This window comes from Candidatus Pantoea floridensis, assembly GCF_900215435.1.
Taxonomy (GTDB): Bacteria; Pseudomonadota; Gammaproteobacteria; order Enterobacterales; family Enterobacteriaceae; genus Pantoea; species Pantoea floridensis.
In genome coordinates this window covers 601,169-615,117 of sequence record NZ_OCMY01000001.1, presented here as the reverse complement: position 1 = coordinate 615,117, position 13,949 = coordinate 601,169, and the positions used below count along the sequence as shown (strand labels likewise).

At 55.4% G+C, this 13,949-nt stretch carries 12 protein-coding genes; 2 read left to right on the top strand and 10 right to left on the bottom strand.

From position 1 onward, the window contains the following. The first annotated feature begins 31 nt into the window (after positions 1 to 31). Complete coding sequence (gene pnuC, locus CRO19_RS02930; protein ID WP_097094536.1) at positions 32 to 751, top strand: nicotinamide riboside transporter PnuC; 720 nt, start codon at positions 32 to 34, stop codon at positions 749 to 751. Here pnuC and zitB read toward each other — a convergent pair. The 4 genes from zitB to CRO19_RS02910 form a co-directional block, all read right to left on the bottom strand. Further along, on the bottom strand, positions 748 to 1,713 hold the full coding sequence (gene zitB / locus CRO19_RS02925; protein WP_097094535.1) for a CDF family zinc transporter ZitB: 966 nt from the start codon (positions 1,711 to 1,713) through the stop codon (positions 748 to 750). The two genes, pnuC and zitB, sit on opposite strands and share 4 nt — an antisense overlap. Then, positions 1,682 to 4,768, bottom strand: a complete 3,087-nt coding sequence (locus tag CRO19_RS02920; protein WP_097094534.1) for a hybrid sensor histidine kinase/response regulator — start codon at positions 4,766 to 4,768, stop codon at positions 1,682 to 1,684. The genes zitB and CRO19_RS02920 overlap by 32 nt, the downstream gene beginning before the upstream one ends. After that, on the bottom strand, positions 4,750 to 5,334 hold the full coding sequence (locus CRO19_RS02915) for a response regulator transcription factor (protein ID WP_097094533.1): 585 nt from the start codon (positions 5,332 to 5,334) through the stop codon (positions 4,750 to 4,752). The genes CRO19_RS02920 and CRO19_RS02915 overlap by 19 nt, the downstream gene beginning before the upstream one ends. 103 nt (positions 5,335 to 5,437) lie before the next feature. Then, the gene (locus CRO19_RS02910; RefSeq protein WP_505543736.1) at positions 5,438 to 5,776 is read right to left on the bottom strand and encodes a YbgS-like family protein; all 339 of its coding nucleotides are present in this window, start codon (positions 5,774 to 5,776) and stop codon (positions 5,438 to 5,440) included. Between the two features lie 296 nt (positions 5,777 to 6,072). On the opposite strand from CRO19_RS02910, the gene aroG reads away from it, so the two are divergent. Next, positions 6,073 to 7,125, top strand: coding sequence for a 3-deoxy-7-phosphoheptulonate synthase AroG (gene aroG / locus CRO19_RS02905; RefSeq protein WP_097094531.1), 1,053 nt, complete (start codon positions 6,073 to 6,075; stop codon positions 7,123 to 7,125). A 61-nt stretch (positions 7,126 to 7,186) separates the two neighbouring features. On the opposite strand, the gene gpmA is transcribed toward aroG, so the two are convergent. From gpmA to modE, 6 genes are all read right to left on the bottom strand, one after another. Further along, entirely contained in the window at positions 7,187 to 7,939 is a 753-nt protein-coding gene (gene gpmA / locus CRO19_RS02900; protein WP_008109047.1) for a 2,3-diphosphoglycerate-dependent phosphoglycerate mutase, read from the bottom strand. 151 nt (positions 7,940 to 8,090) lie between these two features. Continuing rightward, positions 8,091 to 9,125 (bottom strand): galactose-1-epimerase, encoded by a 1,035-nt coding sequence (galM, locus tag CRO19_RS02895; protein ID WP_097094530.1) that lies wholly within the window; start codon positions 9,123 to 9,125, stop codon positions 8,091 to 8,093. Beyond that, complete coding sequence (gene galK, locus CRO19_RS02890; protein WP_097094529.1) at positions 9,119 to 10,267, bottom strand: galactokinase; 1,149 nt, start codon at positions 10,265 to 10,267, stop codon at positions 9,119 to 9,121. The genes galM and galK overlap by 7 nt, the downstream gene beginning before the upstream one ends. Then, positions 10,268 to 11,311, bottom strand: a complete 1,044-nt coding sequence (gene galT / locus CRO19_RS02885; protein ID WP_097094528.1) for a galactose-1-phosphate uridylyltransferase — start codon at positions 11,309 to 11,311, stop codon at positions 10,268 to 10,270. A 268-nt stretch (positions 11,312 to 11,579) separates the two neighbouring features. Beyond that, positions 11,580 to 13,052 (bottom strand): molybdate ABC transporter ATP-binding protein ModF, encoded by a 1,473-nt coding sequence (modF, locus tag CRO19_RS02880; protein WP_097094527.1) that lies wholly within the window; start codon positions 13,050 to 13,052, stop codon positions 11,580 to 11,582. Between the two features lie 76 nt (positions 13,053 to 13,128). Further along, positions 13,129 to 13,911: a molybdenum-dependent transcriptional regulator gene (gene modE, locus CRO19_RS02875; RefSeq protein ID WP_097094526.1), complete on the bottom strand. Its 783-nt coding sequence runs from the start codon at positions 13,909 to 13,911 to the stop codon at positions 13,129 to 13,131. Positions 13,912 to 13,949 lie beyond the last annotated feature (38 nt).

Sequence of the window (13,949 nt, the reverse complement as noted above, 5' to 3'; positions counted from 1 at the left end):
ACCCTGCATATTTAGGCTATAGGTACCTCACATGGACTTCTTTAGCACACAAAATATTCTGGTTCACATTCCGCTGGGCGTTGGCGGCTACGATCTGTCGTGGATTGAAGCCATCGGCACCGTCGCGGGCCTGTTGTGTATCTGGCTAGCCAGCCTTGAAAAAATCATTAACTACTTTTTCGGCCTGATCAACGTCACGTTGTTTGCGGTGATCTTCTTCCAAATCCAGCTTTACGCTAGCCTATTACTGCAGCTGTTTTTCTTTGTCGCCAACGTCTATGGCTGGTATGCATGGAGCCGACAAACCAGCAATAACGAAACCGAGTTGCGAATCCGCTGGCTGCCGCTGCCGAAAGCGATGGGCTGGGGCGTTGCATGCGTGTTAGCGATAGCGCTAATGACGGTTTACATCGACCCGGTTTTTGCCTTCCTGACCAAAACGGCGGTGGACATTATGCAGAGTGTCGGCCTGAACGTCGCGATGCCACAATTGCAGCCGGATGCGTTCCCGTTCTGGGATTCATGCATGATGGTGCTGTCGATTGTGGCGATGATTTTGATGACGCGTAAATACGTCGAGAACTGGCTGCTTTGGGTGGTCATCAACGTCATCAGCGTGATGATCTTCGCGCGCCAGGGCGTATATGCGATGTCGCTTGAATACGTCATTCTCACGCTGATTGCGCTTAATGGTTCGCGGCTGTGGATGCAAAGCGCACGCGAACAGGGCTCGCGTGCGCTGTCACATTAATGATGATGGGCGTGGCCTTCCAGCGCGGTATGATCATGATGATCGTGCTGCGCGGAATGGCCATCTAAACCGAGCTCACAATCTGTTCCGCTACACGGCTGATACTCCATCTGTACCGTGGCATGGGCAATCTGATAGTGTTGGTGCAAAAAGTGATGTATACGCTGTAGCAGGCCGTCGTGATCGTAAGGCGGAATGACCTGCACATGTAACGTCAACACCGGTTTTTCGCCCACTTGCCAAAGATGCACGTGATGCACATTACGCACTTCATCAATAGTGCGTGTGAGCTCGCGTGAAAGTTTATTGGCATCAATATGGGCTGGCGCGCCTTCCAGTAACTCATGCAGACTTTCGCGCAGTAACGACCAGGCGCTCCGCACCACCAGCAATGACACCAGCAGCGACAGAATCGGATCGATTGGCGTCCAGCCGGTCAGCATAATGATCACGGCGGCGACAATCGCACCAACCGAACCGAGTAAATCGCCGAGCACGTGCAGCGCTGCAGCGCGCACGTTGAGATTTTTCTCTTCACTGCCGCGATGCAGCAGCCAGAATGACAGCAGGTTAGCCAGCAGCCCGGCAATGGCGATACCGAGCATCAAACCGCCAGCAATCGGCTGTGGCTGATAGAAGCGACGTAGCGCCTCCCAGACAATCAGAACCGTAATCACCAGCAGCGCGATGGCATTGACGAACGCCGCCAGCGTGGTCAGACGCAGTAAGCCAAAGGTATGACGCGCGTTAGGTTTGCGTTGGGCAAACTGTACGGCCAGTAATGCCATTAGCAGCGCAGCGGCATCGGTCAACATATGTCCAGCATCGGCCAGTAGCGCCAGCGAGCCGGAAACGATCCCGCCGACCACTTCGGCCACCATAAACAGCGCCGTTACGCCGAATGCAGCCGCCAGTCGCGTGCGGTTGCTGTTAGGTGCGCTGTGCGAGTGAGTGTGTGCCATAATTTTCCAGTTGTTTAAGTAACCTGTTTGTTAATGATATCAGTAAATTGAGATCATCAACGTTCAACTGCTGCTGTCTAGCCTGTGCGATCAGCTGCTGGCACTGCTCGGCAACCTCATCAATGCCCAGCATTAGCCAGCTTCCTTTCATCCGGTGCGCAGCGTGCTCCAGCTCGGCCCAATTCTGCGTATGGTGGGCTTTTAACAGCGCATCGCGATCCTGTTGCAGCGTGCGCTGCAATGTTTGCCCGATACGGGGGATAAAAGCTGGATTGTTTTGTGCCAGAGTCAGCAGACTGTTTGGCAGCACTTCCAGGGGATCCTTTACCGCACGCGCCAGCAGCGGCGCCAGATGATCAAGTTCGATGGGTTTAAGCAGCAACGCTTCATCGTTCCGCAGCGCCATTTTCAACAGCTGCACATCGGCGGAACAGAGCACGCGTAGCATGCTTTTACCACGCTGGCGCTGACGACGGCGCAGGATGCGCAGCAGGGTCAAACCATCGGGACGTGGCATCATTTGATCAATAAACAGAAGCTCAAACGGCATCCGGGCATCGGCCTGCAGCAGCCTGCGGCCATCTTCAAACACCTCAGCCTGCACCCCAAAGTTCGCCAGCTGCTGCTGCATCACTAAAAGATTGGTGGGATGATCGTCAACGATTGCGACACGTAATTGGGGATAATGCGGCCAGCTTTCCGCACGTTCAGTCAACGGCTCATCACTTAATACCAGCGGGAGCTGCACGCTTACCGTGGTGCCGTGGCCTGGCGCTGAGGTAAGCGCCAGCGAACCGCCCATGCGTTGCACGATTTCGCGACAGATAAACAGACCTAGCCCGCTGCCTTGTACCGCATGACTTTTGCCGGACGGCGCCTGATACCACGGCTCGAACAGCTGCGCCTGCTCGCTGAGCGGAATACCGCTGCCACTGTCGGCCACGGTAAGCTGGATATGTTGATCAACGGCCAGCGTAATGCGCACTTCTCCCTCGCGGGTAAACTTCAGCGCGTTAGCCACCAGATTATTCGCCACCTGCTGCAGGCGATCGCCATCCAGCAGCACGCAGGCCGGCAGCGGCGTGAGCGCTTCAGCGACCAAATTCGGTCCGGCATCCCGCATTAAAGGGTGGTAGAACTGCTGCTGCTGGTGCAGCCAATGCGCCAGGTTAAGCGGACGTGGTGCGAGGCGGAAACTTTGGCTCTCAATCCTCGCGTGATCCTGTAAATCGTTAAGCAGCGCCATCAGCGATCGCGCGCTGCTGTGCATCAGCGTTAATCGTTCACTCGGATGCTGCTGCTGTTCCAGCTCCAGCAAGCCGAGGATCGCCTGCATCGGCGTGCGCAATTCATGGCTGGCGGTGGCGAGAAATTGGCTTTTGGCGGCATTGGCGCGCTCGGCCTGCTCCCGCTGCAGCCTATCGCGGCGCTGTTGCCAATAGCGCCGCAGCAGGAGCGCCAGCAGCAGCAGGATAGTAATGCCAGCCGCAATGAGGATCATCAGCGGGATATTACGCATCGCCATAGTGGTGCCCGGCTGCGGAGGCTGCGACCAGCTCAGGCGCATTTGACTCAGCGTATCAGAGGGAATCTGCTGCAGTGCATGATCGAGCAGCGCACGCAGTTCCGGCTGCGCAACGCTAACCTGTGGCGCCAGTGGCCAGGCAATATCGCTGGCGGCGAAAGCCAAATGAATACGATTGTCGGTATGGCTCGCCATACGCCAGCGGGCGGAAAGGACATTATCGACTAACGCATCAATCTGGCCGTTATTTAGCGCCTGCCAGAGCTGTGCACGATCGTCAAAAAGCTGTGGCGTGATGCTGGAGGGCAGTAAACGCTGCGCCAAATCGCCACGCAATACGCCCACACGCTGTCCTTGCAGGGATTGCCAACTCATTGGTGGATGCGTTGAGATCGTGTAAATTCCCCAAATCGCACGCCACACTGGCAAGGTATTGCTGCTGGCATCGTCGCCGAACAGCGGCTGCAACAGGTTTAGCATGACCTGCTGCTGCTGCAATAACGTGGCAGCCTGTTGCGCATTGTTAACCCAGCGCGGCGTAAAATGCAGGCCAGTACTTTGGCTTAGCGCATTGAGTAAATCGATGCCAAAGCCTCGTGCATTGCCGCTGCTATCGCGGTAGCTCCATGGCGCATTATCGGCTTCGACCGCGTAAGGAATCTCTCTATGCTGCGCTAGCCACTGTTTCTCACTGGTGGAAAGCATCAGCGTTTGCGTGTCCTGATAACGCAGCAGCGGCGGACTCCAGCGCTGCTGCACGCGGTTGCTAAACTCGGCAGGCAGCAAACGAAGCTGGCCGTTAAGCCAGTGAATCAAGGCGGCGTCTTTGGCCAGTGCGCGTAACGTCAGCTCACCGGCACCGGGATCGGCAGCAATCTGGTAAATTTGTCCCTGTTGCAACTGGTCGAGCAGAAAACCTGCGCTGGCGTCATCGGCAATCAGATAATCACTTTGTTGGTTAAGCAAGGCGTATAGCGCCTGCAAATCGCCCGGTAAACTATGCCAGCGATGCTGCTGCACAAACGCGGTTGGTAGCTGCGCCAGCGTGGCATCGGCAATGGTGAGCTGTGCGGTATCGCTGTTGAACATCACCGCACGCTGATTATCGCGATTGCGATAGATGCGAATCGGGCTGCTGTACCAGCTATCGCTGAGAAGCACCTCAGGAGGTGAGGCGGCGTGCTCGGTGCTTAACACGAAATCCACGTCGCCGCGCTGTAGCGCCGCCAGCTGCTGCGCGCGATCCGCATAGCTTTGCAGCGTAAAGCGAGTGCCGGTGAGCTGACTGAGTGCGCTGAGATAATCGGCATCAATACCCCAGATGCGATCGCCAATACGCATCGCCCAGGGGGCGCTATTCTGCGCTGGCACCGCCACCCGTAATGTCGCGCCAGACCATGGCTCGGCATGCGGCGCGGGCATCATCGCGGGTAACATCACGCTGCTGGCGGGTAGCAAATCGGCTCTCGCCGGTAGACTCAGCAATAGCAAAACCAATAGAAAGAGTTTTCTCACTGCTGCGCTTTCCACAGCTCGGCCAGCTCAACCACCGAGTGCACGCCGGTTTTTTCCAGGATGTTCTTCTTATGGGTGCTGACGGTTTTATTGCTGATATGCAGCTGTTCGCCAATTTGTAAATTTGACAGTCCGCGCACCAATAGCGCAACGATCTGCTGCTCTTTCTCGGTCAGCGGCAGTTCGATACGTTCAGGTAGCGGTGGAAAAGCCTGTTGTCCGCCCAGCACCGCTAGAATCGCACTCAATAATTGCGCCATACTTTGGCTTTTCACCACGTAACCGGCGGCGCCGAGTGAAACCGCAGTGAGCAGCGTGTGGCGACTCTGTTGTGCTGAATAGATCAGCACGGGGCAATGCGGATGGCGCATGCGTAAACGGCGAAGCAGCTCCAACCCGTCGCAATCCGGTAAGCCGATGTCGAGCACAATCAAATCGATGGCGTGACGCTGCAACAACTGACGCGCCTGAGCTTCATCGCCAGCGGCATGGATGTTGAGCGTAATGGGGGCGTTGACGCAGGCCGCTTCCAGTGCGACTTCGACTAACGGGTGATCATCAATAAGCAGCAATGAAGCCATGAAACATTTCCTGTGAATTTCATTGCTTCAGCATAGCGGAAAAGGGCACAGGGCAAAATAAAAGGGAGAGCCGAAGCTCTCCCGATTTAAGCCTATGACTGAGTTATTGTGTAGTGCCATCGGTTTTATGATGTTTAGTACCGACCTTTTTGTTCATATCAGGGCATTTGCCCTCTTTGCAAAGTGTATTTTTATGAATCTGAGTTTTGGACATATTGCTTGAATCGGTACCCGATGTCGCAGCGCTGTTAGTATTAGTGCTGCCGTTATTGATTTTACTGTTATCAACATTATTCGGTGGCAGATTTTGTTTAGCGCCGCCTGCCGCCGCGCCCGCTTTCGCTGAGGCATTGGCCTCACCGTTGTTATCTGCAGCCATGACCGCACCGCTACTTAAAGTCATCGCTGCGGTGAGAAAGATAATTGCAAACTTATTCATCATTATGCTCCGGTAATTAATGGATAGTTGCCGTCTAACACCGGCTGGTGTTGATTGACGAAAATAGCGTGCCGCGATGGAATAAAATTCCACCTTATACGCTTCGCTTAAATATTAAATTTTGCAAACACATCGATCCTTAGTGCTTACATTTAAAAAGCTTAGCGCAGGGATGGGTAAATGCAAATTTGAGATGTACATTTAACCTCCGCGCGTAATTTACACCCGACGCATGAAGGGCTAAAGTGGGCGGGTTGCGCCCGGCGGACGTTGGGCCAGAAATTTGAATGGAATTATGTATGGATTACCAGAACGACGATTTGCGCATCAGAGAGATCAAAGAGTTACTTCCTCCTGTTGCCTTGCTTGAAAAATTCCCCGCCACCGATAAAGCTGCCGAAACCGTTGCCCAATCACGTCAGGCGATTCACCGCATTTTGCACGGTCAGGATGATCGTTTGCTGGTGGTCATCGGTCCTTGCTCAATTCATGATACTAAAGCGGCGAAAGAGTATGCGGCGCGCCTGCTGCAACTGCGTGAAGAGCTCAAAGATGATTTAGAAGTGGTGATGCGCGTGTATTTTGAAAAACCGCGTACCACGGTCGGCTGGAAAGGGCTGATCAACGATCCCTTTATGGATGGCAGCTTCCAGATCAACGACGGTCTGCGCCTGGCGCGCAAGCTGCTGGTGGATATCAACGATATGGGTTTGCCGGCGGCGGGTGAGTTCCTTGATATGATCACACCGCAATATATGGCCGATCTGATGAGCTGGGGCGCAATTGGCGCGCGTACCACCGAATCACAGGTGCATCGTGAACTCTCTTCTGGCCTTTCGTGCCCGGTTGGTTTCAAAAACGGCACCGATGGCACCATTAAAGTGGCGATTGACGCCATTGGTGCGGCCAGCGCGCCACACTGCTTCCTCTCCGTCACCAAGTATGGCCACTCGGCCATTGTCGAAACCAGCGGTAACGAAGATTGCCACATCATTCTGCGCGGCGGCAAAGAGCCGAACTACAGCGCTGAACATGTAGCCGCGGTGAAAATCGGTCTGGAGAAAGCGGATCTGCGTCCACAGGTGATGATCGACTTTAGCCATGCCAACAGCAGCAAGCAGTTCCAGCGTCAGATGGTGGTTGCTGACGACGTGGCGCAGCAGATTGCGGGCGGCGAGCAGGCGATTACCGGCGTGATGATTGAGAGCCATCTGGTAGAAGGTAACCAGAGCCTCGAAAGCGGTAAAGCGCTGGTGTATGGCCAGAGCGTGACCGATGCGTGCATCGGCTGGGCAGATACCGAGAAAGCATTGCGTCAACTGGCGCAGGCGGTTAAACAGCGTCGCGGTTAATCGCGGCGTGCAATAAAAAAGGCCAGACGCGAGTCTGGCCTTTTTGCGTTTCAGCGTTCGCTTACTTGGCTTTACCCTGGTTGGCAACGGCTGCTGCTTTCGCAGCGATCTCGTCAGCATCACCCAGATAGTAACGTTTGAGCGGCTTGAAGTTTTCGTCGAACTCATACACCAACGGCACGCCAGTTGGGATGTTCAGTTCAAGGATTTCATCTTCGCTCAGGTTATCGAGGTATTTTACCAGTGCGCGCAGGGAGTTACCGTGTGCGGCAACGATCACTTTCTCACCGCTCTTGATGCGCGGCAGAATGCTTTCGTTCCAGTAAGGAATAACACGTTCGATGGTCAGCGCCAGGCTTTCGGTGGTTGGCAGCTGCGCGTCAGTCAGTGAAGCGTAACGCGGATCGTGGCCTGGGAAACGCTCATCAGCGCGGTCCAGTTCCGGTGGCGTGATGGCAAAGCCACGACGCCACTGTTTAACTTGCTCGTCACCGTATTTAGCGGCGGTTTCTGCTTTATCCAAACCTTGCAGCGCACCGTAGTGACGCTCGTTCAGACGCCAGGTTTTCTCAACCGGCAGCCAGGCCTGATCCAGCTCATCCAGCACGTTCCACAGCGTGTGGATAGCGCGCTTCAGCACTGAGGTGTAAGCAAAATCAAACACGAAACCTTCTTTCTTCAGCAGCTGACCAGCTGCTTTGGCTTCCGTGCGACCTTTGTCAGACAGATCCACGTCGTACCATCCGGTGAAGCGGTTTTCCTGGTTCCACTGGCTTTCGCCGTGTCGCACCAGTACCAGCTTAGTTACGGCCATAGCTTTACTCCTTAATGCTCGATTTACGATTAGTATTGAAACCGGCTGCGGCCGCCTAAGAAGCGGCTCACTAATAGCGCCATACCATAGCCGAAAACAGCGCACTGCGTAAGCCTGTCGGTGACGCAGTGCGCGTTTTTCATCCGGCGGCTCAGTGCGGCGTGAAGCGATAACGCGTCACGGACTGCCAGCTGTCGCCAGGTTGCAGCCAGCAATCGGGCTGCGGCCATTCAGCATGGTTGGGCGAATCCGGTAAAAATTCACTTTCAAGAGCAATGCCCTGGAAAGCAGTATAGCTGTCTTGCTCACGGGCGCGGGTGCCCGCCAAATAGTTACCCGTATAAAATTGCAGCGCCGGTGCGGCGGTAAAAACGCTCAACTCCAGCTTGCCATCCGCAGACCACAAATGGGCCGCGGGCTGGCTGCTGTCGCCTGCCGTGTTGAGTAAAAAGGCATGGTCATAACCTTTCACCGCTTTTTGATCGTCATCGGCAAGGAACTCATCAGCGACGCGCTTCGGCTGGCGGAAATCAAAACTGTTTCCAGCCACTTCTTTCAGCGGTGCGTTGGGGATTCCCTCGCTATCCACCGGCAAGTAACGATCGGCGTGCAGTTGTAAGCGATGCTGGCGCGCATCGCCATGATGCGCATCAAGGTTAAAGTAAGCATGATTGGTCAGATTGACCGGGCAGGGTTTATCCGTCTTCGCTTCATAGCGAATCGACAGGCAATTATCATCATCCAGGTGATAGATCACGTCAGCAATCAAATTGCCGGGATACCCCTGATCGCCATCGGGCGAATCGAGGCGATAGTGCACCTCGCTTTCGCTCTGGCTAAGAATTTGCCAGCGACGTTTATCAAAACCTTCCGGTCCGCCGTGCAGCTGATGTGCACCTTGATTAGCGGCCAGCAGCAGATTAAGCGGCTTAAGTTCTGCCGAGGCGATGCGGTTGGCGTAGCGGCCGATGGTAGCGCCGAGATAGGCATCCTGATGCAGATAATCGGACGGTGTGGCGCAGCCGAGCAGCGCTTCACGCACGCTGTGATCGCGCATTGGCACGCGTGCCGATAGCCAGGTGGCGCCCCAATCCATAAAGGTGGCGACCATGCCGTTGCGATTGCGCAACACGGTGATGCGCCACGGTTGCCCATCTGGCGCGTGTGAATTAACGTCAGTTACCATTGGCCTGCTCCTGCGGAGGCTTTGCACACGTAGAAGGTTTCTTTAATGCCGGTTTGCGCTTCATACTTTGCGGCCACTGCCGCCTTCACGGCATCGACCAGATCGATTGGCATCAGCGCCACAATACAGCCGCCGAAACCGCCGCCGGTCATGCGCACGCCGCCGCGCGGGCCGAGCTCTGCTTTCACAATTTCAACCAGCTGATCGATTTGCGGTACGGTGATTTCAAAATCATCACGCATCGAGGCATGTGATTCAGCCATCAGTTCGCCCATACGCTTCAGATCGCCCGCGCTTAAGGCATCGGCCGCTTCCAGCGTACGCGCATTTTCCGTAATGACGTGGCGCACGCGCTTCGCTACCAGCGCATCCAGCTCACCTTCGGAGGCTGCAAACTCCTCCAGCGTGACATCACGCAGTGCGGGTTTGTTGAAGAAGCGGGCGCCGGTTTCACACTGTTCGCGACGCGTATTGTATTCGCTGCCCACCAGGGTGCGCTTGAAATTAGAGTTGATGATCACCACCGCGATGTCTTCCGGCATGGAGACCGCGCGCGTACCCAGCGTGCGGCAATCGAGCAGCATGGCGTGATCGGGTTGGCCGAGCGCAGAAATCAGCTGATCCATAATGCCGCAGTTACAGCCTACAAACTGGTTCTCGGCTTCCTGACCGTTCACCGCAATGGCGGCGCCGTCCAGCTTCAACGCATACAGCTGCTGGAACACGGTGCCGACCGCCACTTCCAGAGATGCCGATGAACTTAAGCCTGCGCCCTGTGGCACGTTGCCGCTGATCACCATATCCACGCCGCCAAAGCTGGCATCGCGTTTCTGCAGATGTTTCACCACGCCGCGCACGTAGTTGGCCCACATCGGCTCTTTTAACGGCTCAATGGGTGCATCCAGCGAGAAACTGTCTTGCTGATTGTCGTAATCAACGGCAATCACGCGCACTTCACGATCATCGCGTTTGGCGCAGGCAATCACGGTTTGATAATCGATGGCGCACGGCAGCACGAAGCCATCGTTATAGTCAGTGTGTTCGCCGATCAAATTCACGCGGCCCGGCGCCTGAATGCTGTGGGTGGGTTGATAGCCGAAAGTGTCAGCGAAAACCTGTTGAGTAATGGATTTTAATGACATTTATTGCGCCTCGCGGAAATGGACATCGCTGACAGAACGCAGACGTTCAGCTGCCTGTTCCGCCGTTAAATCACGTTGGGTTTCGGCCAGCATTTCATAGCCAACCATAAATTTGCGCACCGTGGCTGAACGCAGCAGCGGTGGATAGAAATGGGCATGCAGCTGCCAGTGATCGTTGGCTTCACCGTTAAACGGCGCACCGTGCCAACCCATCGAATAGGGGAATGAGCACTGGAACAGGTTATCGTAGCGGCTGGTCAGCTGCTTGAGCGCCAGCGCCAGATCGGTGCGCTGCGGTTCCGTTAAATCGGTAATGCGCTTCACATGGGCTTTTGGCAGCAGCAGCGTTTCAAACGGCCAGGCGGCCCACCAGGGCACAACCGCCAGCCAGTGCTCGGTTTCCACCACCGTGCGGCTGCCATCTTTCAGTTCGCGCGCCGCGTAATCAACCAGCAGCGGCGAACCTTTCTCATCAAAATAACGGCGCTGATTGTTGTCTTCTTTTTGCGCTTCATTAGGTAAGAAACTGTTGGCCCAAATCTGGCCGTGCGGATGGGGATTAGAGCAGCCCATCGCCGCACCTTTGTTTTCGAACACCTGAACCCAAGGGTAATGCTGTCCGAGGTCGGCGGTCTGTTCCTGCCAGGTACGCACAATGTCTTCCAGGCCGCTCAGCGGCAGCTCAGGTAGCGTTTTGCTGTGGTCCGGCGAGAAGCAGATTACGCGACTGGTGCCGCGCGCGCTTTCGCAGCGCATCAACACATCTTCGCTCTGCGGCGCGTCGGGCGTATTGGTCATCAGCGCAGCAAAGTCGTTGGTAAAGACATAGGTGCTTTTGTAGTTGGGATTTTTGTCGCCGGTAATGCGGGTGTTTCCAGCACACAGGAAACAATCAGGATCGTGAGCGGGCAGCTGTTCCAGCGCCGGCGTTTCCTGCGCGCCCTGCCACGGACGCTTAGCGCGATGCGGCGAAACCAGCACCCATTGGTCGATCAATGGGTTATAGCGGCGATGCGGATGATCAACCGGGTTAAATTTTTCCATGATAAGTCCTGGTAAACGGCAAAAAGATAAAAATGGTTTTGATCAAAGTAGCACAAAGACCCGCGTGAAAGCGTGATCCAGTCTGGATAAATGGTATCGTTTACACAAGGTGACGATTCTCATTTTGTGGGGTTGTTGCGTGTGATTGTTGATTTACCAGGCAATGAAATGGTAGCGGTTACATTAAGGGGGGATTTTAATTCCGGTGCGCATGAATGCGCACCCTACTAAGCGCTTTCGTAGGGTCGCCATTAATGGCGACCGCCAATTACCGCAGTGCTTCCTGCAGGAAACCGTAACCCTGTTCTTGCGCGACAAAACTTAAACGATGCGTGATGCACTGCGGAGCATCTTCGGCGTGATGGGACACAAACAGCAGCTGCGTACGGCCTTCACCAATCAGCACATCGACAAAGCGACGCACCAGCTGGCGGTTAATCGGATCAAGTCCTTGCAGTGGTTCATCGAGGATCAGCAGCGTGGGATGTTTGACCAGCGCACGCGCAATCAGCACCAGCCGCTGTTGTCCCCACGACAAACTGTGAAATGGCGCGTCGGCCAGCTGATTATCCATGCCGAGCAGCGCCAGCCACTGCCGCGCCAGGGCTTTTTGCCGATCGGACACCGCTTGATACAGGCCAATGGAATCGAAGAAACCGGAAAGCACCACCGTGCGCACATTGCAGCTGACGCGATAATCAAGGTGCAAGCTGCTACTAACGTAGCCGATATGCTGCTTGATATCCCAGATGGTTTCGCCGCTACCGCGTCGGATACCGAATAGTGTTAAATCGTTGCTGTATCCCTGTGGATGATCGCCGGTGACCAAACTGAGCAGGGTCGATTTTCCTGCGCCGTTCGGCCCAACAATCTGCCAGTGTTCACCGGGATTCACCTGCCAGGTTAAACCATCAATTACCGCTTTATCGTTGTACGACACCACGCCGTTACGCAGTATCACGCGCGGCGCATCTTCGGCCAGCTGCGGCAGTTGATCGGGCTGATCCGCTTCCGGCAGCGCCATGCCGGAAAGCGTCTCGCTGTGCGCCAGCTGTGCCACCAGCGCTTCTGCCAATATTGCACGACGTTCACCGACGTGCGTCAGTGTGCACTCTGCCAGTACGCCTACGTTCTCAACGAAGGCAGGAATATCGTCAAAGCGATTCAGCACCAGCACCACGGTGTAACCGTTTTGATGCAGATCGTTGAGAGTGTGTGCCAGGCTGGCGCGTGATGCCACATCCAGCCCATCAAAAGGTTCATCGAGGATCAGCAGATCCGGCCGCGCCATCAGCGCCTGACACAGCAGCGTTTTGCGCGTTTCACCGGTGGAGAGATATTTAAAGCGGCGATCCAGCAAATAGCTGATACCAAATTGCTGCGCCAGCGTCTGACAGCGCGCGTCATCTTTAACTTCGTCCTGGATGATCTGCGCAGCCGTGCGACCGGTATCGTCTTCGCCATCACTTAGCAGGTCGGTGTTATTGCGTTCCCACTCATCGCTCACCAGCTTCTGCAGCTGCTCGAGTGAAAGACGTGCACGGCGTTGGAAATCCTGCCGCACGCTGCCTTTACCCGGCAATAACTCGCCGGAGAGGGCGCGCGCCAGCGACGATTTACCGCTGCCATTCGCGCCGACGAAGGCCCAGCTTTCGCCGCTGTTGAGGGTTAAATCGTGAAGGGACAGTGCTCGGGAGTCGCTAAGGTGAAATATGCCTTGCGAAATTTGCAATGAAGCCATGATTCATTCCGTTTTTTGCATCGTGTCGTTCTGTTTTAACCAGCGATATCCGCGAAGTCAAATCATGGCGCTGAATTCAGAGCAGTGTGGCGATGATGGCGTGTTCGGCATTAAAACTGGCGGTCACACTGGCGCCAACCTGTAGATTCTGCTGTTTAACCTCGTCGTTGGTGACGGTGGCGCATAGCGTCTCTCCGCTCGGCAGCGCCATTAGCACTTCGCTAACCAGCTCGCCAGGCTCAATGGCGCTAATGTGTGCCGCCAGCTGGTTGCCGCTGTGGCCTGGCGCGCTGCTGACGTGAATCCACGGCGCTTTAATCAACACCAATACCTCTTTGCCGCTATCGAGTTGCAGCCGCTCGGCGCTGCGTTCGGTGATGGCCACCTGTAAACGCGTAACGCCGTCGGCGAGCAGCACATCAATATGCTGTTGTACATGCTGGTGATCGCTGGCCAGCACTGTAGCAAACAGCTGGTTACGCGCGCTGGTTTGCAGCGAGAAACGCGCAATCGCCGCCAGCAGACTGTCGAGCGGCATGCTGTCGTTTTGCAACACATCGAATGCCTTCTGCTGAATCTGCTCCATCAGCAGGAACAGCTGAATCAGACGCTCGCCATACTGCGTTAGCTGCGCGCCGCCGCCGCCTTTGCCACCGGTAGCGCGCTCAACTAAGATTTGATCGGCCATCTGGTTCATTTCGTTAATCGCGTCCCAGGCACTTTTGTAGCTGATGCCCGCCAGCTTCGCGCCCTGGCTAATGGTGCCGGTTTGCTGCACGCGTTTCAGCAGCTCAATACGGCGCGGATCGGCAAACAGCTTCTGCTGAAGACGAATATGAAGAGAAAGTTCTGCCTGCATGTCAGCTCCTTTGGTTAATCAGCTCAGTTTACTGCTTA

What these genes read in the sequence shown, in the direction of transcription:
- pnuC (WP_097094536.1), top strand. Translation starts at nt 32, where the DNA reads ATGGACTTCTTTAGCACACAAAATATTCTGGTTCACATTCCGCTGGGC.
- zitB (WP_097094535.1), bottom strand. Translation starts at nt 1,713, where the DNA reads ATGGCACACACTCACTCGCACAGCGCACCTAACAGCAACCGCACGCGA.
- CRO19_RS02915 (WP_097094533.1), bottom strand. Translation starts at nt 5,334, where the DNA reads ATGGCTTCATTGCTGCTTATTGATGATCACCCGTTAGTCGAAGTCGCA.
- CRO19_RS02910 (WP_505543736.1), bottom strand. Translation starts at nt 5,776, where the DNA reads ATGATGAATAAGTTTGCAATTATCTTTCTCACCGCAGCGATGACTTTA.
- aroG (WP_097094531.1), top strand. Translation starts at nt 6,073, where the DNA reads ATGGATTACCAGAACGACGATTTGCGCATCAGAGAGATCAAAGAGTTA.
- gpmA (WP_008109047.1), bottom strand. Translation starts at nt 7,939, where the DNA reads ATGGCCGTAACTAAGCTGGTACTGGTGCGACACGGCGAAAGCCAGTGG.
- galM (WP_097094530.1), bottom strand. Translation starts at nt 9,125, where the DNA reads ATGGTAACTGACGTTAATTCACACGCGCCAGATGGGCAACCGTGGCGC.
- galK (WP_097094529.1), bottom strand. Translation starts at nt 10,267, where the DNA reads ATGTCATTAAAATCCATTACTCAACAGGTTTTCGCTGACACTTTCGGC.
- galT (WP_097094528.1), bottom strand. Translation starts at nt 11,311, where the DNA reads ATGGAAAAATTTAACCCGGTTGATCATCCGCATCGCCGCTATAACCCA.
- modF (WP_097094527.1), bottom strand. Translation starts at nt 13,052, where the DNA reads ATGGCTTCATTGCAAATTTCGCAAGGCATATTTCACCTTAGCGACTCC.
- modE (WP_097094526.1), bottom strand. Translation starts at nt 13,911, where the DNA reads ATGCAGGCAGAACTTTCTCTTCATATTCGTCTTCAGCAGAAGCTGTTT.